Below are 23,741 nucleotides of genomic sequence, written 5' to 3' on the forward strand. Positions count from 1 at the left end.
GCTCTCCCCAGCCGATTGCCTAACTCTGCCGCGGCCAGGGGATAACTCGCAGCAACGTCCGGCAGAGACGGGGAAACCACATTTGACCCGCTGTTCTCCAGGGGTCTTGGGGTGAAGCCGCACAGCCCGCCATGATCGGGCCCGAGTGCGGCCGGGTGCCTCCCATCCGAATCCGACAGCTCACCTCGCAGGCATTGGGAGAGGCTCTTTTAATGACTTCTAGCAATACCCGTGCGTCCAAACGCGCCGAACTTCGCAGCAAACGCCGTACCGCCGGAACCATCGGCCGCCAGGCCGCAGTCCTCGTCGCCGCTTCCGGCATGGTGCTCAGCGGCGCCATGGCCGCCAACGCAGCCGACGCGCCGGTCGAGCGCGACGCCTCCCCGGCGTCGACCGTAGACGTCCAGGGCCAGGTAGCACCGGTCATGGCCGATTCCGCGGTCCAGATCAGCTTCGAGCGCCCGGCCGTCGAGACGACGCCGGCTCCCGTGGTCGAGGCTCCGAAGCCCGTCGCCGCGCCGAAGGCCCCGGCAGCCCCTGCCCCCGCAGCGGCACCGGCCCCCGCAGCCAAGGCCACCGTCAAGGTCCAGTCCGCGCCGGCCCCGGCCGCTGCTGCCCCGGCAGCCGGCGGAGTCAACGCCACCCTGCTGTCCATGGCATACGGCCAGATCGGCATCACCCAGGACTGCACCGCCATGGTGGAGAAGGCCCTTAACGCAGCCGGCATCCCGGTCGGAGACATTGGACCCACCGCCTTCCTGAAGTACGGCACCGTTGTCTCCACCCCGCAGCCCGGCGACATCATTGTCCAGTCCGGCCACGTGGCCATCTACGCCGGCAACGGCCAGGCCATCAGCGGCGGCATGAACGGCGTCAACGCCACCATGACCCACCCGCTGTCCTGGCTGACCGCCACCGGCCCCGTGACGTTCGTCCGAGCCGGCTAGCATTACCGCCATCCGCACGCAGAAGACCGGTGGATCGGTTGCCTTGGGGGCAACGGATCACCGGTCTTTTGCGTGTTCCGTGACCGGCTCCACGGCGTACCGCAGCATCGCCACGCCGTTGCCGAAGGCCCGCGTCTCCAGCAGCCGGAGCGGCGTGGCGGCATCGGCCTCCGCAAACATGGGTGTGCCGCGTCCGACAAGTACCGGATGAACGTAAATCCAGTACTCGTCAATCAGGTCAAGCCGACGGAAGGACGCCGCGAGGTTCGCGCCGCTAACGGCCAGGTCCCCGCCGGGCTGGGCCTTGAGCAGCGCGATGTCCTCGGCGACGACGTCGCGCACCACCTCGGTGTTCCATCCCGCCGCCGGCAGGGTCGAGGAGTAGACAATCTTGGGCATATCCCGCCAGATTGCGGCGAACTCGGCCTCCGTGGGCGTACTGGACGGGTCCTGGTCCGCCGTCGGCCAGTAATCAGCCATCAGTTCGTAGGTGACGCGGCCATCCAGGAACATCCCCATCTGCCGGAGCTCCTCGTTGAAGTGGCTGTGCAGCTCGCCATCGACCCGGTGCCAGCTCAGGTCATGGCCCGGGCCCTCGATGAACCCGTCAAGGGATACCTGCATCATGACAATGACCTTGCGCATCGGAGCTCCTTTGCTGTTCTTCCGGCCGGGGCTATCAGAATACGGCGGGAACCGACAAGCTTGCCCCCTTGCACTCGGGCGGCGCCCGGGGAAGAATGCGATAGATTTGAAGCCGCGCCGCGGTTTTGTACTTTTCAAGGAACAGAATGCCTGCGAACTTGTCTGCGGCAGCTCTTATTGCGCGCCCGACGAAGCGCCGGGAATGAGGTCGGATGAAGTCCTGGGGGCCCGGCCGGCACTACAGCAGCAGCCGGCATGCACGTGACGCCACCAGCGGTGGACTCTGGGGCGTGCCCTGGCGCCTTGGCGGGATCCGCCCGCAGGTCCTGCTGGTGCTGGTTGTCGTCCTTGGGCTGATTTCTGCCGCGACGGTGTACGCCACCATCCAGGCCAGGGGTACAGCCGACGCCGGCGCCGCAGCTACCGCCTCCGCCTCGCCGGGAGCGGGCGGGGAGGCCAGCCCGCTGTCCGCCACCGGCCCAACCGCCACCGACGCCGCACCGGCGGCGGAAGTCTCCCCATCGGCCGCCGCGCCGCCAGCCCCGGCCAAGCCCGCCATCGGGCCGGCGCTCGACGCCGAAATCAACGCCGTCATCCAGGCCAACAGCGTGTACAAGGTGGGCGTTGCCCTCGTCGACATGAGTGACGGGGAGGTGCATGAGTACGGAACCAAGAGCAAGTTTGTCGCCGCCAGCACCGGCAAGATCCTCGCGGCGGAGGCCTACTACCACTTGGTGGAAACGGGGAAGGCATCCCTGGGAGCCAAGACGGGGGCGTCCACCGCCGGGCAGCAGATCCGGCAGATGGTCCAGCAAAGCAACAACGACTCGTGGGCGCTCATCCTGGCCGCCGTCGGCCACAAAGGCCTCACCAACTACGCCGCGTCCATGGGCATCCCCTATGACCGGACCGTTAACGGCCTGACTCCGGCCGAGATGGCGACCACCCTGTCCGGGCTGTACAGCGGCCGGCTGCTCAACGCCGAGAACACCGCCCAGTTGCTGTCCTACATGCAGAACACCAACTACGAAACCCTGATTCCGGCCGCCGCGCCCCCCGGAGTGGACGTCTTCCACAAATACGGGCTGCTGAACGGCAACCTCCACGACGCCAGCATCCTGGTGCAGGGGGACCGGGCGTTTGTCTTTGTGGTCTACACACAGGGCCGGGACATGTCCGACATGGCTGCGCGGACCAATGTCATCCACCAGCTCACCAGCACCGTCACCGCGGGACTCTTTTAGCTCTTTTTGACGAGCGGGTCCGTTCCCCAAAGAGGACCCGGCTCGTAGTCTGAAGGAGGGAGGTGATTGCCATGAAGGCAGCACAGGGAGACCGCATCATCATCCGTGGCACCACGGTGGAGTCATCGGACAGGCACGGGGAAATCCTTGAGGTTAGGGGTGCGGACGGAGCGCCGCCCTACCACGTCCGGTTCGACGACGGCCACGAGACCATTCTGTTCCCCGGCGGTGATTTCGTCGTCGAGCGCAGCGCGGGACAGCACAGCGCGGCAGAGCACAGTACCGCCGAGGGCACGGCAGGCTAGCCCGGCACGATCGACCGGCCGGGCTAGAAGCTCGAGGAACTGCCGGAGCCGGAGAAGCTTCCGCCGCTGGCACCGTAGCCCGTGGTGCTGCCGCCGCCCCCGCGGGCGCTGCTGACGCTGCCGACGCCGGTGTTGAAGCCGGAGTTGAACGTCGGCACGGAGAAGAAGTAGTACGCGGGGTAGACGGTGCCCAGGATGCTGGGTTCGTACGTCCGCCCGTAGCGGTCCTTGCTGCCGGCCTGCGCGTCCTCCATGTCCCGGCGCATGAGTTTGGCTTCCTTCTCGTTTTTGGCGAACCCCTCGATGACCGTGTCGGCGTGGTTCTTGAGCAGCTCCGATAAGTGGGTGCGCGCATCCCGCAGCCGGTCGAGGGCAGTCTCCGGAGTGATGGACCCGTCCGACAGTTCCGCGGTCCACCGTTCCAGGTCGCGGTGGCTTTGGTCCCGGAAGGCACGCAGGGCTGCCGCCGTCGCGGAGCCTCCCTCGGCATGTTTCCGGGCCAGCATCTGTTCGATGGCGGCCAGGTCCGCGCGGTACGGGGCCAGCTGGCGGTCCCAGGCGGGGGCCCAAGCGGAGCCGCGGTTGAGCAGGGCATTGGTGTCGGCGATGACGTCGTCCAGTGCGTCCAGCTCCGCGGCGGCGCCGGCGTAGCTGCGGACCAGCTTCAGGTTTGCCCGCCTGCTGAGGTCCTTCGGCGACATGGCGTGGACCTGGTTGGCGAGGGCGGTGGCGGCGTTGTACTTCGCCATGAACGTCCGGTGTTTCTCCAGCACCGTGCTGCCGTAGCGTGAGGCCGCCGGGATGGTGCCCGCGTTCAGCTCGGTGACCTGAAGATCCATGCTGACGTTGGCGTAGCTGGCGTCGCCGCGGGCCAGTTCCCTTCGGCTGTCCACCCTGGTCCGCCAGCGCACAATCAGCCAGGTGGCGGCGCCGCCCACGGCAAGGGCCACAGATGTCCACGCTGTGACCAGGAATGCCGTGGACCGGTACCAGGGCTGGTTGATCAGTTCCGCCCCGCGCTTGATGCCAGCTATGGTGCCGTCCGTCCACTGCGCATCGCGCAGGAGATCCTTGGAGGCGTTCTGGATATCCTCCCGCTGTTCGGGCGAGACCTTGCGGTCCTCGCCCATGTACGTCCCCACATGCCGGCCTACGGGGTCCAGGGCAAAGATGAAGAGCCCGTCCGCCCATTTCTGCCCGTCCGCGCTGATCCACTCCGGGCGTTCGGCACGGGCAAACCGCAGGACCTCTTCGTTGAGGTTGTCCGAGGCGGAGCCGTTATACGTATAGACGGCCACCGTGGTGGGTTCATAGAACTCGATCGCCTGCACGGCAGGCAGCAGCGTGTTCTGGTCGAGCACCCCGGCCCGGTCCTCCACGACGATCGCGGCCGGCGGAACGGCCAGGGCCGCCGGCCCGGTGACCGCAAGCCCGATCACCACCAGCAGGACGGCACCCAGGACTTTCCGAACGATTCCCATTTCTTGAGCGTAGTGCGTGCCGGAGTCGGCGTCGATGCGCCCGGCCCGGACCGCCGTCAGCGGAGGCCCGCAGCGGTGAAACTGCAGGTCAGGGCGGATTGGGGCCTAAAGACACCGTGACGGCGGGCCCTGCCTGCCGCATACTGGCGGCATGAGTCCAGAGGCGAGAGAACCCGAACCGGCCCAGCCCGGACCAAACCCGGCCGAGCCGGCGTCGAACCAGCCGCCACAGCCCGCTCCGACTCAGCCGAACCAGCCGGCGGCAGCCACGGAGCCCGCCCGCCACCGGCCGGACCGGACCCTCTACGCCATCCTCGCCGCCATCGCGGTCCTGGTGGTGGTTGCCCTGATCGTTGTGTTCACCCGCGGCGAGCCGGCACCGGTGGACGAGGCCACTCCGGCCGGGGTGGTCCAGCGGTACTCCGCCGCCGCCATCGAGGGGGACGAGGCCGCCGCAGCGGCCTACCTGACGGATGCCGCAAAGAGCCGCTGCAGCGGCTACATGGAGCGGATGCCCGGGGACAACCTCCGTGTCACCCTCGTCTCCACCACCGAACGGCCCACCTCCGCCGACGTCAGAGTGCTTATCACCGTCTCCGAGGGCGGCGGTCCGTTCGGGAGCGCCGAATACCAGATTGAAGACGTTTTTGACCTGGTCAAGACGGGAGACAAATGGCTCATCGACAGCGCACCCTGGCAGTTGACGGTATGCCCGGTTCCGGCGGCGAAGTAATGACAGCCGACGCCGCTGCCGGATCGGCCCAGCGGACAGTGCGCCGGCTCATCACGTACCTGCTGCTCTTCGCCCTGGTGGTGGTCGCCGCCGTCGGACTGAGCGGGTTGCTGGAACGGCTGCTGGTGGCGGGCACCGAACTGGCGACGGCGGATGTCGCCGGCCTGGCGCGTTCGCTGGCCTTCGCCCTGATCGGCGGACCCCTCGCCGCGCTCCTGTGGTGGGTGGTCTGGCGGCGCCTTGCCGATGACACGGAACGGGCCTCCGTCGGCTGGGGCCTCTACGTGTCCGGCGCGTACGTGGTCTCCCTCGTGGTGGCGACCACCAACCTGCTCAGCACGCTGTCCACCCTGATCGCCGGCCAGTCACAGCAGTGGCGCACGTCCCTGGCCGCCGGGGTGGTGTGGGCCGGGGTCTGGGTCTGGCACCGGTGGATGTGGCGGCATCCCCGCAAGCGGCCGCTCGACCTGACCGAGGTGCCCACGCTGCTGGGCGCATACTTCGGGCTGGTGATCGGTGCCGGCGGCGCCATCGCGGCCCTGTCCACCCTGTTCGACGCCGCACTCCGCGGGGCGACAACCGCCGCCACAGTGGGCAAACCGTGGTGGGTGTCCGCCCTGCAGTCCCTGATCTGGGCTGCCGGCGGCGCACTGGTCTGGTGGTGGCACTGGAAGCACGACGGCGGCCGCCGGCTGCGCGGCGGACTCGCCAATGTGGCCCTCATCGCCGTCGGGGTGCTGGGCGCCGGGGTCCTGACGCTGGGAGGTGCGGGCGTTGTGCTGTTCGTCCTGCTCCGGCTCGCCTTCGACCGGACCGACGCGATGGATGTAATGCTCGAGCCGCTGGCTCCGGCCGTCGCCGCTGCCGCCGTCGGCTCGCTCGTGTGGGTGTACCACCGCGGTCTGGCGCGCGACAGTTCGGAGACCATCCGCCAGGGCAGCCGGCTGGTGACCTCGGGGGTGGCCCTGGTGGCCGCCGCCTCCGGGATCGGCGTGATCGTGAACGCCGCCCTGGCCATGGCCGCCACCCCGCTGGCGGGTTCCGGGGCGCGCACCCTCCTGCTGGGCGGGATCAGTTCACTCCTGGTGGGCGGCCCGGTCTGGTGGCTCACGTGGAAACCGCTCGACCGGACCTCCCTGGCGGCACCCGGCGCGGCAGGAGGCCCGGCCTGGTTGAACGCCCGGCGGGTCTACCTCATTGTGGTGTTCGGAGTGAGCGCCGTGGTTGCCGTGATCACCCTCCTGGTGATCGGGTTCCGGATGTTCGAGTACTACCTGGGCGACCTCTCGGGCGGCAGCCTCGTGGAGCGGATCCGCGCCCCGCTCGGCCTGCTGGTGGCCACGGGCCTGGTGGCCGGCTACCACTTCGCGGTGTGGCGGCACCAGCGCGCGGTCCTCACCGCGGCGGGCACCGTCCGGAAAAGCAGCATCGGGCACGTCCTCCTGGTCACCGGGGGGAATCCGGCTCCGCTGCACCGGGCCATCGAGGAGGCCACCGGCGCCGGTGTGACGGTGTGGAGACGGGCCGACGTCGGGACGGGTCCCGGTCCCGACGCCGGCCGGCTGGCCGGGGAACTGGCCGGCCGGCTTGAGGGGGTGACCGGCAACCGGGTGCTGGTAACCGTCAGCCCGGACGGCACCATCGACGTGATTCCGCTGCTGGGCTAGCTGTACCGGGCCGGGTCGCCACTACTCCAGTCCGAACTCCCGCTTGTAGCTCCGCACCGCGTTGGTGACGGTGGGGAAGAAGTGGTCGGGGCCGAAGCGGCTGCTGACGCCGAACCGGATCAGGCGGTCCTTGATGGGGCCCTTCATCTCCGCGAAGACCAGGCTGATGCCGCGCCGGGCCAGTTCGTCGTCGAGTGCCACCAGGTCATCCAGCGCGGTGGTGTCCAGGCCCGTGATGGCCTCCGACGCCACAATCACCCACCGCACGGGTTCCGGCGCGCGCGCCACAAGTCTCCGGATGTGGTCGGTGAAGACAGCGCCGTTGGCGAAGAACAGCGGGGCGTCGAAGCGGGCGATCACCAGCCCGGGGATGCGCTGGCCCTCGGGATGGCGGCTCAGGTCGTGGTAGCCGGGCACCTCGCCCACGCTGCCGAGCTCGGTGCGGTAGGGGTCCAGGGCGCGGAGCACAAAGGCGATCAGGGACAGGCCGATCGCCACCACAATGCCCTCGAGGACACCCACGAAAGCGACGCCCAGGAAAGTGGTCACCAGGAGGGCGGCCTCCGTCCGGCTCATCCTGAGCAGGCGGCGGAGCGTTTTCACGTCAAGGATGGACGCCGCCGCCACCATCACCACGCCGGCCAGGACGCTGGACGGCAGGAACGTGGTCAGGCCGGGGGCCAGCACCATAAACAGCACCACCAGCACGGCGGCGGTAGCCCCCGCCAGCGGACTCTTGGCCCCCGCCTCGACGGCGATCGGGGTGCGTGAGGTGCTGCCGGAAATCGGGAAGCCGCCGAAAAGGCCGCTGGCGACGTTCGCGGCGCCGAGGGCACCCATTTCCTGGTTCCCGTCGACAGGGACCCCGCTCCGGGACGCGAAGCTCTTGGACAGGACCGACGTGTCGGCAAAGGCGATCAGGGCGATGCCGGCCGCCGGGGCGAGCAGGGCAAGGACGTCCGCCAGACTGACGCCGTCGAGCGCCGGCGCGGGCAGGCCGGAGGGCAGGGCGCCCACAGTGGGCAGCGCCGCCGTCAGGTCCAGGGCGGCGGTCACCGCGGTGGCGGCCACGACGGCGATCAGCACACCGGGGAGCTTCCCGGGCAGGAAACGGCACCCGACAATCACGGCGATGCTGCCGGCACCAAACAGCAGGGCGAGGGGATTGACGCCGCCCTGGCCAATGGCCTGGGCGGTGCCGGCGGCGGTGTTGACCAGGGAGCCGCCGGGGCCGGAGATGCCCAGCAGCTTGGGCAGCTGGCTGATCATAATGACGATGGCGATGCCGTTGAGGTAGCCGACGCGGATGGGTTTGGACAGCAGCCCGGTGACAAAACCCAGCCTGAAGACCCTGCCCGCCAGCAGGAAACTGCCGATCACCAGGGCCAGGGCGCCGGCAAGGGCCACGGCGCGGTCCGGATCGGTTCCGGCCAAGGGCAGGACGGCGGCGGCAATCATGGGCGCCAGGCTGGAGTCCGGGCCGATGATCAGCACCCGGGAGGGCCCGAACACGGCGTAGGCCAGGAGCGGGATGACCGACGCATACAGGCCGGTGACGGCCGGGAGACCGGCGGCCTCGGCATACGCCATGCCGGCCGGGATGAGGAACGCGCTGAGGGCAGCCCCCGCGGCCAGATCGGATTTGAGCCACGGGCGCTGGTAGTCCCGCACCATCGTCAGGCCCGGGGGGAGTTTCAACGCCCGGGCTCCCCGCATGGTGCTATCCGGCTACGCGGCGGGGGACGAGGCGTCGCCGGCCGCCGGCGCGTCCAGGCCGTACTCCGCCGAGATGAGGATGGGGAGGTGGTCCGAGGCGCCCCGCGGAAGGGTTTCGACACTCTCGATGTTGAGGCCCTGCGAGGTGGCGAAGTCGAAGTGGCCCTTGAACACCTTGTAGCGGGTGTAGGTCCGCCGGTCGCTGAGCGTCAGGTCGTAGCCGGCATCCTTCATCTGCGCCGTGAGGCTCTTGGTGAAGAACGGGTAGTTGAAGTCGCCCACCATGAGCGACATCAGGCCGCCGCCCATGCTCATCAGCTCCGCGTGTGCGGCGTGGATCTGGTTGCGGCGCAGCGAGTTCGACGCCGTCAGCGGAGCCGCGTGGAAGGACGCGATCACCAGGTCGTGGTCCGTCTCGTTGTCCACCACCCGGGTGCCGATCAGCCGCTCGTGGGCAGGAGTCAGCACACGGTCGTGGAGGGACTTCTTCAGGGCGAACGTCTTCGTTTCGTACGCCGTGAACCGGTCCATGCGGTAGTAAATCGCCAGGCCCAGCCGGTTGCCCTTCGTGGAATCGGCAAGGTGCAGGTCGCCAATGGTGTCCGGAAGGTCATTGGTGTCGCATTCCTGCAGGCACAAGGCATCAATCTCAAAGTTGCGGGCCAGATCAACCAGCTCACCGCTGGCATGGTGCTTACGCAGGTTGTAGCTGATGACTCGAATCAGGGGAACACCTCTTCGGTGGATAGTCGCGGAACGTCTGATCCTGAGTCTACCCAGTCCGGCCAGCCGGAGGGGAACAACGACAGGCCTTTGCGGCCGCTGTGAAGCGATAGGGTGTTCTGGGATTACCAGCCACGTGAAAGGGCGGACAATGACGACTGCTGACCTGCCGGATCTTGCCGAGGGGAACTTCTACTACGAGGCACTGGGCGACGGCCGCTTCCGTTCCACCATCCACGCCCAGGGCGCCTGGAACGAACACGAACAGCACATGGCGCCGGCGTCGGGCATTCTGGCGGACTGCCTGGACCGGCACGAGCCGCGTGACGACATGCGGATGGCCCGCCTCAGCTACGAGATCCTTGGACTGATCCCGGGCGGTGAATTCGAGGTGGTCACCACCACCCTCCGCCCGGGCCGGACTATCGAGCTGGTCCAGGCCGAGCTGACCGCGCAGGGGCGCACCGCGATCCGCGCCACGGCGTGGCGGATGATCACCTCCGATACGACCGCCATCGCGGCCTTCGAGGATCCGCGGATTCCCGCCCCTGAAGACTGCAAACCCTACGACGCCTCCACCATCTGGCCGGGCGGCTATATCGCGTCGCTGGAGATGCGCATTGCCGAGGGCCACCGGGCCGGGTCAGGTACGGTCTGGCTGCACACCGAGCACCCGCTGACGGACAAGGCGGACAGCAGCGACGTCGCCCGGCTGGTGGGCCTGGTGGACACCGCCAACGGCATCGCCGCGCGGGTCCCGCCGGGCAAGGGCAGCTACGCCTTCCCCAACCTGGACCTCCAGATCCACATGTACCGGCGACCCGAGGGGGAGTGGCTGGGCCTGGATAACGAAGTCTCGTTCGGCACCGACGGGATCGGCCTGACCTCGACCGTGCTGCACGACCTCACGGGCCCGTTCGGCCGCGCCGAGCAGATCCTGACCCTGCGCAAGTCGTAGCGGCCGGGGCGCGGCTGCCGGCGGGCTAGTGGAACACCAGCCACCCCACCACGGTGGCGAGCCCCGTCAGCACAGCGCCCCAGGCGATGTCCACCACGACGATCGCCAGCGGCCAGTTCTTCAGAGTTGCGGCGTTCGTCAGGTCATACGTGGCGTAGGCGAAGGTGCCCAGCGCTGCGCCGTAGCCCAGCGCCGTGAGCCAGCTGCCGCCGTCGAGCGCCGGCTGCAGGGCGAAGAAGACGATCCCTGCGATGTACAGGACGTAGAAGACGACGGCGTACCCTAGATGGGGCTTGTCCGCCATGAGATGGCCGAGGTGGCTCCGGTAGAACTTGCTCATCGACTTGAGCCAGACGGAATCGATTACGGCGAACGCGGCGGCTACGACGAGGAACTGCAAGATGACCATAAGGGAGCATAACAACATGCCGGAGGCCGCAGACGCACCGCGGACGCTGACGGTTTTCCGGCAGACGGAATCCCTGGGCGCCGCCGCAGACCTTGACTTTGCCCTGGAGCTGCTGCGCAAGGTCAAGACGGGCGAAACCGGCCCCATGCTCCGGCTCTACCGGCCGGCGCCCACCGTCGCCTTCGGGCAGCGGGACACGCACCTGCCAGGTTTCGACGCCGCGGCGCAGGCCTGCCGCGACCTGGGCTTCGAGCCCCTGGTCCGCAAGGCCGGAGGCCGGGCCGCCGCGTACCATGAGGGCACCCTGGTGGTCGACCACCTCGAACCGGACCGGGATGCGATCGCCGGGGCGAAGGGGCGCTTCTCCTTCTTCGGCGAACTGCTGGCTGAGGCGCTGCGGAGCGCCGGCGTCGACGCCGCCGTGGGGGAGATCCCCGGGGAGTACTGCCCCGGCGAATTCAGCGTCCACGGCCAGGATCCGGCGTTTCCGCAGCACCAGGTCAAGCTGATCGGCACCGCCCAGCGTGTGGTGGCCGGCGGCTGGCTGTTCAGCTCGGTGATCGTGGTGGAGAACTCGGCCCCGATCCGTGCCGTGCTGGAGGCCAGCTACGCGGCCCTCGGCCTGGACTGGGACCCGGCGACGGCGGGCGCCGTCAACGACCTCGTCCCGCACCTGGACGTGGACGCCATCGAAGCAGCCGTGATCAACACCTACGCCCGGTACGCCGCGCTGCACTACGGCGATTTCGGCAGCCTGCTCCGCTAGTGCCCCCGGGCGATCCATTCATCGAGCTGCGGCGCCTCGGCGCCGATGGTGGTCGGATCGCCGTGCCCGGTCCGCACCACCGTGTCCGCCGGCAACGTCAGCAGCCGGGTCTTGATCGACTCGATGATGGTGGGGAAGTCGCTGTAGGACCGGCCGGTGGCCCCGGGGCCGCCCTGGAACAGGGTGTCGCCGCTGAAGACGGTGCCCTCGCTGGCCAGTGTGAAGCACATGGAACCGGGGGAGTGGCCCGGCGTGTGCAGCGCCACGAGCTGCGCGCCGCCGACGTCGAACGTGTCCCCGTCCTCAATGGCGTGGTCCGGCTCGGTGCCCGGGAAGACGTTCTCCCACAGCATCCAGTCCGCACGGTTGAGGTACACCGGGGCGTTGACGCGCCCGCGGACGTCGCCGACGGCGGCGATGTGGTCATCGTGGCCGTGTGTCAGCAGGATCGAGGTGACCTTGCGGCCGGCGACGGCTGCCTCGACGGCGGCGGGATCGTGCGCAGGGTCGATCACCACGCATTCCGCGTCGTTGCCCACGATCCAGACGTTGTTGTCGACGTCCCAGGTGCCGCCGTCGAGGGAAAACGTGCCCGAGGTGACCAGCCGGTCGATCCGGAGGCTGTCCACAGCTCCGCCGGTCACAGCTCGACCACCGAGCGGAGGACGGCGCCGGCGTGCATCTTGCCGAAGGCCTCCTCGATCTGGTCGATGGTGATGCGTTCCGTGACGAAGGCGTCCAGGTCCAGCTTGCCCTGCCGGTACAGGTCGATCAGCATGGGGAAGTCGCGCGAGGGCAGGCAGTCGCCGTACCACGAGGACTTGAGCGAACCGCCGCGGCCAAAGACGTCCAGCAGGGGCAGCTCCAGGGTCATTTCGGGGCTGGGAACACCCACCAGGACCACGGTGCCGGCGAGGTCGCGGGCGTAGAACGCCTGCTTGTACGTTTCGGGACGGCCGACGGCGTCGATCACCACGTCGGCGCCGAAGCCGCCGGTGAGTTCGCGGATCGCCTCCACCGGGTCGACGGCGGAGGAGTCCACGGTGTGCGTGGCGCCGAGGTCCTTGGCGCGCTCGAGCTTCTTCGGGTCGATGTCGACGGCGATCACCGTGGTGGCACCGGCGAGCGCGGCGCCAGCAACGGCGGCCACGCCCACGCCGCCGCAGCCGATCACGGCGACGGAATCGCCGCGCTTGACGTTGCCGGTGTTGATGGCGGCGCCGATGCCTGCCATCACGCCGCAGCCGAGCAGGCCGACGGCTGCCGGGTCGGCCTCCGGGTCCACCTTGGTGCACTGGCCGGCGGCGACCAGGGTCTTCTCGGCGAAGGCGCCGATGCCCAGCGCGGCGGTGAGTTCCGTGCCGTCTTCCAGCGTCATCTTCTGGGTGGCGTTGTGGGTGTTGAAGCAGTACTGGGGCTGGCCCTTGGCGCAGGCGCGGCATTCACCGCAGACGGCGCGCCAGTTCAGCACCACCCTGTCCCCGGGGGCCACCTCGGTGACGTCCGGGCCCACCGCGCTGACCACGCCGGTGGCCTCGTGGCCGAGCAGGAACGGGAAATCGTCGTTGATGGCGCCCTGCTTGTAGTGCAGGTCCGTATGGCAGACGCCGCAGGTGAGGATGTCCACCAGGGCCTCGCCGGGTCCGGGATCCGGAACCAGGATGGTTTCGAGGGTGACATCGGCATTCTTGGCGCGGACTACTGCGCCTTTGACTTTATGGACCATGGAAAAGAGCTCCTCTGCTTAGATCACGGGGTATCCCCACAACATGCTTGCACAACGGACGACGGCGCCGCCCCCTCAGGTGGGCCGCGCCGTCGTCGTTATCGGTTTATCAGGAAGGCCCTAGGCCGCGAGGCGGCTCTTGACCTCAGCTGCGGAGGGGTTGGTGGCCGCGCTGCCGTCCGGGAAAAGGACGGTGGGGACGGTGCGGTTGCCTCCGTTGAGCTTCTCCACGAGATCTGCGGTGCCGTCAACTTCTTCGATGTTGATCTCGGTGTAGCCGATGCCCTGGGCGTCCAGCTGCTTCTTCAAGCGGTTGCAGTAGCCGCACCAGGTGGTCGAAAACATGGTGATGGTGCCGGATTCGGGGGTGAAGTCCACGAAGTTCTCCTTCAACTGGTCGGCGGCGCGCAGTGCCGCGCCGTTGCCGGCAGAAGCCGCCGGCACAATTCATACGTCACTCTCAATAACCGTAACCCGCGGGCTGCTATTCCCGCGCAGCCATCCCTGCGGTACGGGCACACGGGAATAGCGCTCCGGAACTCCCGGTTCTTTCCTGTATGAAAGCGATAACCTACAGCGAATACGGCAGCCCCGACGTCCTGGAAGTCACGGAGCAGCCGCTGCCCAAGGTCGGCCCGGGCATGGTCCTGGTGAAAGTCAAGGCGGCTGCGGTGAACCCGGTCGACTGGAAAATCATGGCCGGCTACCTGGACCAGGTCACGGACCTGCAGTTCCCCGCCATCCCCGGGTGGGACGTGGCCGGAGTGGTCGAATCCGTCGGGATCGACGCGCCGCAGTTCAGCCCCGGCGACGAGGTCATCGCCTATGGCCGGAAGGACTACGTCCACGGCGGAAGTTTCGCCGAATACATTGCGCTGCCGGAGCGGCTGCTGGCCCGGAAACCCGCCTCCCTGGGGTGGGACGAAGCCGCCGGCCTTCCCCTGGCCGGGCTGACGGCCTACCAGGTGCTCACCCGCCTGGGCGTGGCGCCCGGTGAAACCGTGCTGATCCATGGCGGCGCCGGCGGTGTGGGCTCCCTGGGGATTCAGATCGCCTCGGCGCTCGGTGCCCGCGTGATCGCAACCTCGTCGGAAAAGAACCACGACTTCCTGCGCTCCCTCGGGGCCGAACCTGTTACTTACGGCGACGGGCTCGCGGAGCGGGTGCGCGCCCTGCGCCCCGGCGGCGTCGAGGTCGTGGCGGACTTCGCAGGCGGGAACCTCGAAGCCACCCTGGCCGTCCTTGCCGCGGACGGCAGGCATGCCTCCATTGCCGACAGCGAAGTGGAGGAGCACGGGGGCACCTGGATGTGGGTGAACCCCGTGGGCGCCGACCTGCAGGCGCTCGCCGGGCTCGTCGATGAGCACAACATCCGGGTCGAGATCGCCCGGACCTTCCCGCTGGAGCAGGCCGCGGAGGCCTTCCGGCTCAACATGGACGGGCACACGCGCGGCAAGATCGTGGTTTCGGTCGACGGCGCATGATCCGCAGCGGCGGCCGGTGAACGGCCGCCGCTGGCCCGCGGGTGCGCCGGGTGGCATGCTGGTGCCATGTGTGGACGCTACGTCATGGCCCGGGCCGTCGGGGACCTGCTGGCCGAGTTCGACGCCGGGCTCGAGGAAGAAGTCGCGATTCCGCCGTCGTGGAATGTGGCACCGACGGCGGACGTGCCGATCCTGCTGGAGCGGCTGGTGGACGGGGAGCAGGTCCGGCAGCTGCACCTGGCGCGGTGGGGGCTGGTGCCGTCCTGGGCCAAGGACCCGCGGATCGGCGCCAAGATGATCAACGCCCGCAGCGAGAGCGTGCTGGAGAAGCCCGCGTTCCGGAAGGCCACCCGCGCCCGGCGCTGCGCCGTGCCCGCCGACGGCTATTACGAGTGGAAGGGCGAGGGCCGCGGCAAGCAGCCCTATTACGTGCACCCCAAGGACGGCCGCCCGATCGTCTTCGCCGGACTCTACGAATGGTGGCGGGACCACTCCAAAGCCGAGGATGATCCGGAGCGCTGGCTGCTGTCGACGTCCATCCTGACCACCGACTCGCCGCCGGAGGGGTACGCCGGCGGGATGCTCGCCGAGCTCACGGCCCTGCACGACAGGGTGCCGCTGCCCATGGACCGGGACACCATGCAGGCGTGGCTGGACCCCCACGCTGACGACGCCGCCGGACTGGTGGACCTGGTCCGGGCCGGCGCGCACGATGTCGCGGAAGGCTGGACCATTGATGCGGTCGGCACCGCCGTCGGGAACGTGAAGAACGACTCCCCGGAGCTCATCAAGCCGGTGGGAAGCCTGTTCTAGGCCGATCGGCGGGGCACGTCCTCGCGGACCTGGCCTTGGGTTACGGACGGATGGCTAGGGGAAAACCATGGAGAGCTGCTAGACATACTTCTGCTTCGCAGCTCACTGCACACCGGCTCGATTTGCGTGCCGCCGTGTACTCTCTGTCACATTAGCTGCGGCGCCGAAACCCGCAATAGGGCCATGGTGCCCTTGGCGAAGGAGCGGCACGACTATCCGACCGACTCAAGGGCAGGGAATCTTGAAGTGAATGTCGATTTCGCGATTCGCGATGCCGTTCCCGGTGATGCTCCCGATTTTGCGACCTCCCAGATTGTGGCCTGGCGTGCCGCCTACGCAGGGATTCTTGATGCCGGCTACCTCGCCGGGATGGATGTCGAGCGGCTGACCACGGGTTGGGCGCGGATTCTTGGGGATCCCGATCGGAATGTCCGTCGTCTCGCCGTGACAGTCGACGGCACAGCAGTGGGCTGGTCGGGATTTGGGAGGCCGCGAGATGAGGTGCCTGGGGGAACCGGGGAACTGCATGCGTTGAATGTCCTGCCCGCCTATTGGTCCCGCGGACTGGGCCCGGCACTATTCCAAGCATCGGTGGAGGGACTTCGTACCATGGGCTATGAACGTGCGTATCTCTGGGTCGCTGCCGGCAACTGCCGCGCCATCCGCTTCTACGAACGGCATGGCTGGTGCCCGGACGGGCTGACCAAGCAGGATGCCCGGTTTGATCCGCCGTTGCTCGAGCGCAGATTCTCGGCGTCGTGCAGTTGGGCCATCAACATGGCTTCAAGGGAGCCGGCTCGTCACGATCCAAAGTTCCACTAACACCGTAGTCCGGAGCTGGTGAGCCGTCAGAGCGTGACTTTGCCGGCGCCGTCCACCGCCCAGCTGGGATTGAACGCCACCTCCCAGCGGTAGCCGTCGGGGTCGGCGAAGTAGCCGGTATAGCCGCCCCAGGGCTGGGTCTTCGGGGCGGCGATGATCTGCGCTCCGGCTGACTCGGCCTCCGCCATCACCCAGTCGACCTCCGCCGCGCTGCCCAGGTTGTGGCTGAGGGTGATGGAGGGGACCCCGGCCGGGGGATCGGTGGCGGCTTCGGCCTGCATCTGCCCGGTATCCCACAGGGAGAGGACGAGGCCGTGGTTGGCCTGGATAAAGAGGACCTCGCCCCGGACTTCCCGGTGGACAGGCCAGCCCAGGCCGTCGACATAAAAACTGCGGGAGGCGTCAACGCTGCGGACACCCAGTGAAATTAAATCGACTCGTGGCTGCATCTTTCGATACTGTCATGGACATGTCCACAAATCACGAAGACGATAAAGCGGCCAAGGCCGACCGTGAACAGCTCGCCGCCGTGCGGGTGGCTGTGGACGAGGTGGACGAGCAGATCGTGTCCCTGATCGGACGCCGCGAGCGCCTGATCCGAATCGCCGGAACCCTTAAGGCGGACAGTGCCGAGGTGCGCGCCCCGGGCCGCGTCGAACGGGTCATCGAACACGTCCGCGCCACGGCGGAACAGAAGGATATCGACGTCGAACTCGTGGAAAAGACCTACCGGGCGATGATTGACGCTTTCATCACGCTCGAACTCGAAGTCTACAAAGCCAGCTCCTAGAGAGCTTCCTCCACCGGGACATTTGCCTGGTACTCGCGGCCGTCGCAGTCGCTGAACGCTGTCATGAGGTGCCCCTTCGCCAGGCCCATGACGGTGCTGAGCGGGAAGTACCCGGTAATGGTGTTGCCGGAGTGCTCCACGCCCTTGAGGTCAAAGTTCTCCTCCGTGCCGTCGTGGCTGAAGCAGTAGAACGAGACGGCCTCCCCGTTCATGAACTCGATCCCCATTCGCCGCTGGTGGGAATGGTCCGGGGTTGCCGCGACGAGCCCCACCACATAGGCACCCTGGCCGGGGATATTTCCGTCTATATCGAACTTCGCCACCAAGGATGCGTCCTCGGCGGCGATGCTTACGTGCTTCAGGAGTGCGTTATGGGAGCTCATGGCTCAATCCTGCTACCTGTGCCTGCGTCCGTCCACCCCTGATCTAGGTTTTGGCCCGGCACCGTCGTAGACTGGAGTTATTCGAAGATATATTCGAATAGCTGCCTGCTGGGGACTATCTGATTGCCAGAGCAGGCGGATTGGCAGATGGTGTGGTCCGGGAGGCGCAATGGGCATGTTCAGCGAGGGGGTGGACGTCCGCTGCGCACCGTCCGGCGAACCCCAGGAGCTGACTTGGGCCGGCCGCCGCTACACCGTCTGCGCAGCACCGGTCCGCTGGTTCGAGCGCCGGCAATGGTGGGCCGAGGAGCAGCGGGCGCCGCTGGGAAGCGGCCCCGGGCTGGTGGACCACGAGATCTGGCGGGTCCAGGTAGGCAGGGCGGACACCCCCGACGCCGGTACCCTCACCCTTGACCTGGCCCGGCATGTGGGCAGCGGACGCTGGCGCCTGCTGCGCATCCACGACGCCCTGCTTCCCGTCCGGGAGCAAGATTCGGCATGAGCTTCACCCACCTCCACGTCTCCACCGCCTTCAGCGCCCACTATGGGGTGTCCTGGCCGGAGGAGCTGGCCGCCGCCGCGGCCGCGGATGGGGCCACGGCGCTCGCCTGCACCGACCGCGACGGCCTCTACGGCACGGTCAAGCACCTGAAGGCCTGCATGGCCGAGGGGCTCGACCCTGTGGTCGGAGTGGACCTGGCGGTCCTGGACGACGACGGCGACCTCCGTACCCAGGTGGGGGGACGCGTCGTCGTGCTGGCCCACGGCCACAACGACGGCGCAGGCTACCGTGCGCTGTGCCGGCTGATCTCCGATGCGCATGCCCGCACCACGGGCAAGGCAGGGGGAGCGGTGCCGGTGGCTGTGACCCGGGCCGAGCTGGCCTCCCGCGCCCTGCACCCGGAAACCCTCAAGCCGGTGCTGACCGTGCTGATCGGGCCGGACTCCGACGCCGGACGCGCCATGGGAGGGCGGCGCTACCTGCGCCCCCGCACCCTGTTCAAGCGCTGGCTCGACGCCATGCCCGCCGGAACCATCGCCGCCGAGGTGGTCAGCCAGCTCAGCCCGCCCGGGGAGCCACTCAGCACCGCGCACGCTGTGCGGATGCTCAAGCTCGCCGCTGAACACGGCGTACCCGCCGTGCTGAGCAACGCCGTGCGCTATGTGGCGGAGGACGGCGCGGCCACCGCGGATGTGCTGGACTCCGCCCGCACCCTCAAATCGCTGCCCGAACTATCCGCCGCGCCCCTGCTGCAGCCCAACGGGCAGGGTTGGCTCAAATCCGCCGGCCAGATGCTCCAGCTCGGAAAGGAGATCATGCATGCCGCCGGTTACGGCGCCGCCGACCTCAAAAGCCTGATGGCGCAGACCGAGGCGCTCGCGGACCGCTGCCGGATGGACCCGGTCACCGACATGGGATGGAAGCAGCCGGTGGTGCCGGAAGCCTCAGTGATCGGCATCGCCGGAGACGCCCTCGTGGAGCTCACCCAGCGCTGCGAGGCAGGCATCAGCAGGCGGTTCCCCGGGATCACGGGCAAACCCGCCGGGGAGCTGCGCTCGCGGCTGGAGCACGAATTGCGGATCATCGACAGCCTGGGCTTCGCCGCCTACTTCCTGACCGTGGCCGAGGTGTCCCGCATGATCCAGGACATGGGGGTCCGGGCCGCGGCCCGTGGCTCGGGGGCCTCCAGCCTGGTCAACTACCTGATCGACGTCAGCCAGGTGAACCCGCTGCAGCACGACCTCATCTTCGAACGCTTCCTGTCCCGGGACCGCGCCACACTTCCGGACATCGACATCGACGTCGAAAGCGCCGAGCGGCACAACGTGTACCGGAAGATCTTTGAGCGCTTCGGCTCCGAGCGCGTCACGCTGATGAGCATGCAGAACGGCTACCGCGCCCGCGGCGCCGTGCGCGACGCCGGCCTTGCCCTGGGCATGGAGGAGGGCGAGATCGGCGACATCGCCAAGCAGCTGTGGCGCTTCTCGGCCCGGAACTTCCGCGAAGCCCTCGAAGAAAAACCCGAGCTGAAAGAGTTCGCCGGCCGGGTGGGGCAGCGCGACGCCGTCGGGAACCACCAGCTGGATCTGCTGGTGGACCTCACCGAACGGCTGGACCGGCTGCCGCGCCACATTTCCATGCACCCCTGCGGCGTGATCCTGGGGGACGCCACACTGCTGGACCGCACCCCCGTGCAGCCCAGCGGGGTGGGCCTGCCGATGAGCCAGTTCGACAAGCACGACATGGATCCCATGGGCATGCTCAAACTCGATGTCCTGGGCGTCCGTATGCAAAGCGCCATGGCCTTCGCCGTCCGCGAAGTGATCCGGCTGCACCCCTCCAAGGCCGAGGTGGTGGCCGCCGGGGCGCACCCGCCGGGACCGGACGGGACCGGGCCCGGCTACATCGCCGAGGACGGCCGCATCGACCTCAATGCCGTCCCGCTCGACGACGAACCCACCTATGACCTGATCCGCAGCACCCACACCCTGGGCTGCTTCCAGATCGAATCTCCCGGGCAGCGGGAGCTCATCGGCAAACTCGCCCCCCGGGAGTTCAACGACCTCATCATCGACATTTCCCTGTTCCGGCCGGGCCCGATGAAATCGGACATGGTGCGGCCCTTCCTGGAACACCGGCACGGCTTCGCGCCGGAGGTCTACCCGCACCCGGACCTGCGGCACATTTTGAAGGAGACGCACGGTGTCACCGTGTTCCATGAACAGATCCTGAAGACGTTCGACGTCATGACCGGGTGCGGGCTGGCCCGGGCAGACGAGTTCCGCCGGGCCCTCGGCAACGAGGCCCTGGAAGGCCGGGTGGAGGAGTTCTTCCGTAAAGAGGCGCGGGCGCGGGGCTACACCCCCGAGGTGGTGGACAAGGTCTGGGGCACCCTCAAGGCCTTCGGCAGCTTCGGGTTCTGCAAGGCCCACGGCGCCGCTTTCGCCGTGCCCACCTACCAGTCGGCCTGGCTGAAGACCCACCATCCCGAGGCCTTCCTCGCCGGGCTGTGGGAACACGACCCCGGCATGTACCCCAAGCGGCTCCTGGTCGCCGAAGCGCGGCGGATGGGGATCCCCATCCTGCCCCTGGACATCAACCGCAGCCAGGCCGAATACAGGGTGGAACGAGTGGCCGCCGGCCCGGACCAGGGCAAGCTGGGCATCCGGCTGAGCCTGAACGGCATTTACGGCCTTTCCGGGACCGAGCTGAAGAGGATCGTGGCGGGACAGCCCTACGACTCGCTCGCCGACCTGCGGGCCAGGTCCCGGCTGAGCAAGCCCAGCATCCAGCGGCTGGCCCAGCTGGGCGCCTTCGACTCCCTGCACCGGGCCGCCGGCGGCACGGCCAACCGTGCGGACCTGGTGCAGCACCTGCAGACCCTGCAAACCCGGCCGCACCGCAAGGGCATCGACGTGATCGAGGGGCAGCTGGCGCTGCCGCTGGGCGACGTCGAGCTGAAAAACCTCAAACCCGGGCTGCCGGCGCCCACCTTGGTCGACACCGTCCGGGCCGAACTGGACCTGATGGCCGTGGACGTCAGCGGCCACCTCATGGCCAGCCACCGGCCGCTGCTGGACCGGCTGGGGGTCACCACTGCGGACCGGCTGCTGGGCCTGCGCAACGGCACCGAGGTGCTGGTTGCCGGGGTCCGGGTGGCCACGCAGACCCCGCCCATGCGGGGCGGGCGGCGCGTGGTGTTCATCAGCATCGACGACGGCACCGGCTGCGTGGACTCGGTCTTCTTCCATGAAGCCCAGGAGCTGTCCGGTCCGCTGCTGTTCGGCACCCGGCTGCTGCTGATCCGGGGGACCACCCGGCGGACGGGGCCGCGGGGCATCAGCATCAGCGCCAGCATGGCCTGGGACTTGTCCCGCACCGAGACGCTGCCGTTCCCTGCCCCGGAGGCCGGGATGCCGGACACCCCGGAACCGCAGCCGCCGGGGCCCCTTGACGGCATCAGCCGCAACCTTGCCATTACCGGGCTGGGCGGCTGAGTGGCGCGTTGGTTGGCCTCTTCAGAAACCGATAGCATGGACGAGGCTGGCTGTGGTCCCCGTACGCCACAAGCTACGAAGCCTTAACTTTGAATAGGAGACACCCGTGTCAGATGCCCAGCAGATCACCCTTCTCGTCGATGGCGAAGAGACCAAGGTGACTACCGGGACCACCGGCGCGGAACTCTTCTTTGAGCGCCGCGACGTCGTTGTGGCCCGCGTCAACGGCGAACTGAAGGACCTGGACCAGCCGCTGCCTGAGGGCGCCGCGGTGGAGGGCGTCACCATCGAGTCCCCGGACGGCCTCAACGTCCTGCGCCACTCCACGGCCCATGTCATGGCCCAGGCCGTGCAGCAGCTGCGCCCCGGCGCCAAGCTCGGCATCGGCCCCTACATCACCGACGGCTTCTACTTCGACTTCGACGTCGAGGAGCCGTTTACGCCCGAGGACCTGAAGACCCTGGAAAAGATGATGCTCAAGATCATCAACCAGAACCAGAAGTTCGTCCGCCGCGTGGTGTCCGAGGACGAGGCCCGCGAGGCCATGAAGGACGAGCCCTACAAGCTCGAGCTGCTGGGCAAGAAGAATGACGCCGCCGACGCCGGTGAAGGCATCAACGTCGAGGTCGGCGCCGGCGACATCACCATCTACGACAATGTGGACCGCAAGAGCGGCGACAGCGTCTGGTGCGACCTGTGCCGCGGGCCCCACCTGCCCAACACCAAGATGATCTCCAACGCGTTCGCCCTCACCCGGTCCTCGGCCGCCTACTGGCTGGGCAACCAGAACAACCAGCAGCTGCAGCGGATCTACGGCACGGCCTGGCCCACCAAGGACGCCCTCAAGGCCTACCAGGAGCGCATTGCCGAGGCCGAGCGCCGCGACCACCGCAAGCTCGGCGCGGAACTGGACCTGTTCTCCTTCCCGGACGAACTGGGCTCCGGCCTGCCGGTGTTCCACCCCAAGGGCGGCATCATCCGCAAGGCCATGGAGGACTACTCCCGGCAGCGCCACGTCGACGCCGGCTATGAGTTCGTCTACACCCCGCACATCACCAAGGGACACCTGTACGAGGTCTCCGGCCACCTGGACTGGTACCGCGACGGCATGTTCCCGGCCATGCACATCGATGCGGAACTGAACGAGGACGGCACGGTCCGCAAGCCCGGCCAGGACTACTACCTGAAGCCGATGAACTGCCCCATGCACAACCTCATCTTCCGCTCCCGCGGCCGGTCCTACCGCGAGCTGCCCCTGCGGTTGTTCGAGTTCGGCTCCGTCTACCGGTACGAGAAGTCCGGCGTGGTGCACGGCCTGACGCGCGTGCGCGGCATGACACAGGACGACGCGCACATCTACTGCACGCGCGAGCAGATGAAGGACGAGCTCACCGGCACGCTGAACTTCGTACTGGGCCTGCTCAAGGACTACGGCCTGGATGATTTCTACCTGGAGCTGTCCACCAAGAACGAGGACAAGTTCGTCGGTGACGACGCCGCCTGGGACGAAGCCACCCGCACCCTCGCCGAGGTGGCCGAGGCCTCCGGCCTGGAGCTCATCCCGGATCCGGGCGGAGCCGCGTTCTACGGCCCCAAGATCTCTGTCCAGGCCAAGGACGCCCTGGGCCGCACCTGGCAGATGTCCACCATCCAGCTGGACTTCAACCTGCCCGAGCGCTTCGAACTCGAATTCCAGGCCGCGGACGGCACCCGCCAGCGCCCCGTCATGATCCACCGCGCCCTGTTCGGTTCCGTGGAACGGTTCATGGGTGTGCTCACCGAGCACTACGCCGGGGCCTTCCCGGCCTGGCTGGCCCCCGTCCAGGTGGTCGGCATCCCGGTGGCCGAAGCGTTCAACGACTACATGTTCGACGTCGTGGACCAGCTCAAGGCCGCCGGCATCCGTGCCGAGGTCGACATTTCCTCAGACCGCTTCCCGAAGAAGATCCGGACGGCCAGCAAGGACAAGATCCCGTTCGTGCTGATCGCAGGAGGCGACGACGCCGAGGCCGGCGCCGTGTCCTTCCGGTTCCGCGACGGCAGCCAGGACAACGGCGTGCCGGTGGCCGAGGCTGTCCAGCGGATCGTCGACGCCGTCCGCAACCGGACCAGCTAGCGGGGGAGCAACAC

General features: G+C 68.1%; 24 protein-coding genes and 1 riboswitch. Of the genes, 14 read left to right on the forward strand and 10 right to left on the reverse strand.

The features are described 5' to 3' along the window. Positions 1–37 precede the first annotated feature (37 nt). A riboswitch (cyclic di-AMP (ydaO/yuaA leader) is annotated at positions 38–208 on the forward strand. A gap of 4 nt (positions 209–212) precedes the next feature. Continuing rightward, a complete protein-coding gene (locus AR539_RS12970) occupies positions 213–947 on the forward strand; it encodes an NlpC/P60 family protein (protein WP_066437538.1) in 735 nt (244 codons plus the stop codon). A gap of 57 nt (positions 948–1,004) precedes the next feature. On the opposite strand, the gene AR539_RS12975 is transcribed toward AR539_RS12970, so the two are convergent. Further along, a complete protein-coding gene (locus AR539_RS12975; RefSeq protein WP_066437541.1) occupies positions 1,005–1,592 on the reverse strand; it encodes a dihydrofolate reductase family protein in 588 nt (195 codons plus the stop codon). A gap of 212 nt (positions 1,593–1,804) precedes the next feature. Between AR539_RS12975 and AR539_RS12980 the strand changes: the two genes are divergently transcribed. Both AR539_RS12980 and AR539_RS12985 read left to right on the forward strand, forming a co-directional pair. Further along, entirely contained in the window at positions 1,805–2,836 is a 1,032-nt protein-coding gene (locus AR539_RS12980; protein ID WP_082699361.1) for a serine hydrolase, read from the forward strand. 71 nt (positions 2,837–2,907) lie between these two features. After that, positions 2,908–3,141 carry a DUF1918 domain-containing protein gene (locus AR539_RS12985; protein WP_066439965.1) on the forward strand — a complete coding sequence of 78 codons (234 nt, stop codon included), beginning with the start codon at positions 2,908–2,910 and terminating at the stop codon, positions 3,139–3,141. Positions 3,142–3,164: 23 nt separating this feature from the next. On the opposite strand, the gene AR539_RS12990 is transcribed toward AR539_RS12985, so the two are convergent. After that, complete coding sequence (locus tag AR539_RS12990) at positions 3,165–4,622, reverse strand: DUF5129 domain-containing protein (RefSeq protein ID WP_066437543.1); 1,458 nt, start codon at positions 4,620–4,622, stop codon at positions 3,165–3,167. A 151-nt stretch (positions 4,623–4,773) separates the two neighbouring features. Here AR539_RS12990 and AR539_RS12995 point away from each other — a divergent pair, with 151 nt between their 5' ends. Further along, a complete protein-coding gene (locus AR539_RS12995; RefSeq protein ID WP_331457490.1) occupies positions 4,774–5,355 on the forward strand; it encodes a hypothetical protein in 582 nt (193 codons plus the stop codon). Then, positions 5,355–7,022, forward strand: a complete 1,668-nt coding sequence (locus tag AR539_RS13000; RefSeq protein WP_066437549.1) for a DUF5671 domain-containing protein — start codon at positions 5,355–5,357, stop codon at positions 7,020–7,022. Before AR539_RS12995 ends, AR539_RS13000 begins: the two co-directional genes overlap by 1 nt. A gap of 21 nt (positions 7,023–7,043) precedes the next feature. Here the strand turns inward: AR539_RS13000 and AR539_RS13005 are convergent, their stop codons facing one another. Both AR539_RS13005 and AR539_RS13010 read right to left on the reverse strand, forming a co-directional pair. Next, positions 7,044–8,720 carry a SulP family inorganic anion transporter gene (locus tag AR539_RS13005; RefSeq protein WP_231728610.1) on the reverse strand — a complete coding sequence of 559 codons (1,677 nt, stop codon included), beginning with the start codon at positions 8,718–8,720 and terminating at the stop codon, positions 7,044–7,046. Positions 8,721–8,750: 30 nt separating this feature from the next. Then, positions 8,751–9,461 (reverse strand): endonuclease/exonuclease/phosphatase family protein, encoded by a 711-nt coding sequence (locus AR539_RS13010; RefSeq protein WP_066437554.1) that lies wholly within the window; start codon positions 9,459–9,461, stop codon positions 8,751–8,753. A 151-nt stretch (positions 9,462–9,612) separates the two neighbouring features. On the opposite strand from AR539_RS13010, the gene AR539_RS13015 reads away from it, so the two are divergent. After that, positions 9,613–10,419: a thioesterase family protein gene (locus AR539_RS13015; protein ID WP_066437556.1), complete on the forward strand. Its 807-nt coding sequence runs from the start codon at positions 9,613–9,615 to the stop codon at positions 10,417–10,419. A gap of 25 nt (positions 10,420–10,444) precedes the next feature. Here AR539_RS13015 and AR539_RS13020 read toward each other — a convergent pair whose 3' ends face one another. Then, positions 10,445–10,828, reverse strand: coding sequence for a DUF2177 family protein (locus AR539_RS13020; RefSeq protein ID WP_066437559.1), 384 nt, complete (start codon positions 10,826–10,828; stop codon positions 10,445–10,447). Between the two features lie 16 nt (positions 10,829–10,844). Between AR539_RS13020 and AR539_RS13025 the strand changes: the two genes are divergently transcribed. Further along, entirely contained in the window at positions 10,845–11,594 is a 750-nt protein-coding gene (locus AR539_RS13025) for a lipoate--protein ligase family protein (protein ID WP_066437561.1), read from the forward strand. Here AR539_RS13025 and AR539_RS13030 read toward each other — a convergent pair. The 3 genes from AR539_RS13030 to AR539_RS13040 all read right to left on the reverse strand — a co-directional run bounded on the left by AR539_RS13030 (position 11,591) and on the right by AR539_RS13040 (position 13,698). Next, positions 11,591–12,238, reverse strand: a complete 648-nt coding sequence (locus AR539_RS13030) for an MBL fold metallo-hydrolase (protein ID WP_066437563.1) — start codon at positions 12,236–12,238, stop codon at positions 11,591–11,593. The two genes, AR539_RS13025 and AR539_RS13030, sit on opposite strands and share 4 nt — an antisense overlap. After that, positions 12,235–13,320, reverse strand: a complete 1,086-nt coding sequence (locus AR539_RS13035) for an S-(hydroxymethyl)mycothiol dehydrogenase (RefSeq protein ID WP_066437565.1) — start codon at positions 13,318–13,320, stop codon at positions 12,235–12,237. Before AR539_RS13035 ends, AR539_RS13030 begins: the two co-directional genes overlap by 4 nt. A 120-nt stretch (positions 13,321–13,440) precedes the next feature. Then, positions 13,441–13,698, reverse strand: coding sequence for a mycoredoxin (locus tag AR539_RS13040; RefSeq protein ID WP_066439967.1), 258 nt, complete (start codon positions 13,696–13,698; stop codon positions 13,441–13,443). A 179-nt stretch (positions 13,699–13,877) separates the two neighbouring features. Here AR539_RS13040 and AR539_RS13045 point away from each other — a divergent pair, with 179 nt between their 5' ends. From AR539_RS13045 to AR539_RS19080, 3 genes are all read left to right on the forward strand, one after another. Beyond that, the gene (locus tag AR539_RS13045) at positions 13,878–14,804 is read left to right on the forward strand and encodes an NADP-dependent oxidoreductase (protein ID WP_066437567.1); all 927 of its coding nucleotides are present in this window, start codon (positions 13,878–13,880) and stop codon (positions 14,802–14,804) included. A gap of 66 nt (positions 14,805–14,870) precedes the next feature. Continuing rightward, a complete protein-coding gene (locus tag AR539_RS13050; RefSeq protein WP_082699362.1) occupies positions 14,871–15,617 on the forward strand; it encodes an SOS response-associated peptidase in 747 nt (248 codons plus the stop codon). 183 nt (positions 15,618–15,800) lie between these two features. Continuing rightward, positions 15,801–16,439: a GNAT family N-acetyltransferase gene (locus AR539_RS19080; protein WP_082699363.1), complete on the forward strand. Its 639-nt coding sequence runs from the start codon at positions 15,801–15,803 to the stop codon at positions 16,437–16,439. Between the two features lie 26 nt (positions 16,440–16,465). Here AR539_RS19080 and AR539_RS13055 read toward each other — a convergent pair whose 3' ends face one another. Continuing rightward, the gene (locus AR539_RS13055; protein WP_066437573.1) at positions 16,466–16,888 is read right to left on the reverse strand and encodes a VOC family protein; all 423 of its coding nucleotides are present in this window, start codon (positions 16,886–16,888) and stop codon (positions 16,466–16,468) included. 14 nt (positions 16,889–16,902) lie between these two features. Here AR539_RS13055 and AR539_RS13060 point away from each other — a divergent pair, with 14 nt between their 5' ends. Continuing rightward, a complete protein-coding gene (locus tag AR539_RS13060; RefSeq protein WP_066437575.1) occupies positions 16,903–17,229 on the forward strand; it encodes a chorismate mutase in 327 nt (108 codons plus the stop codon). On the opposite strand, the gene AR539_RS13065 is transcribed toward AR539_RS13060, so the two are convergent. Next, positions 17,226–17,612 carry a hypothetical protein gene (locus tag AR539_RS13065; RefSeq protein ID WP_066437579.1) on the reverse strand — a complete coding sequence of 129 codons (387 nt, stop codon included), beginning with the start codon at positions 17,610–17,612 and terminating at the stop codon, positions 17,226–17,228. The two genes, AR539_RS13060 and AR539_RS13065, sit on opposite strands and share 4 nt — an antisense overlap. Positions 17,613–17,781: 169 nt before the next feature. On the opposite strand from AR539_RS13065, the gene AR539_RS13070 reads away from it, so the two are divergent. From AR539_RS13070 to thrS, 3 genes are all read left to right on the forward strand, one after another. Next, positions 17,782–18,114, forward strand: a complete 333-nt coding sequence (locus tag AR539_RS13070) for a DUF6504 family protein (RefSeq protein WP_066437581.1) — start codon at positions 17,782–17,784, stop codon at positions 18,112–18,114. Then, positions 18,111–21,611, forward strand: coding sequence for a DNA polymerase III subunit alpha (locus AR539_RS13075; RefSeq protein ID WP_066437583.1), 3,501 nt, complete (start codon positions 18,111–18,113; stop codon positions 21,609–21,611). The genes AR539_RS13070 and AR539_RS13075 overlap by 4 nt, the downstream gene beginning before the upstream one ends. Before the next feature lie 106 nt (positions 21,612–21,717). Beyond that, positions 21,718–23,727 carry a threonine--tRNA ligase gene (gene thrS, locus AR539_RS13080; RefSeq protein ID WP_066437586.1) on the forward strand — a complete coding sequence of 670 codons (2,010 nt, stop codon included), beginning with the start codon at positions 21,718–21,720 and terminating at the stop codon, positions 23,725–23,727. Positions 23,728–23,741 lie beyond the last annotated feature (14 nt).

Origin of the sequence: Arthrobacter sp. EPSL27 (genome assembly GCF_001512305.1) — a bacterium.
Lineage (GTDB): Bacteria > Actinomycetota > Actinomycetes > Actinomycetales > Micrococcaceae > Arthrobacter.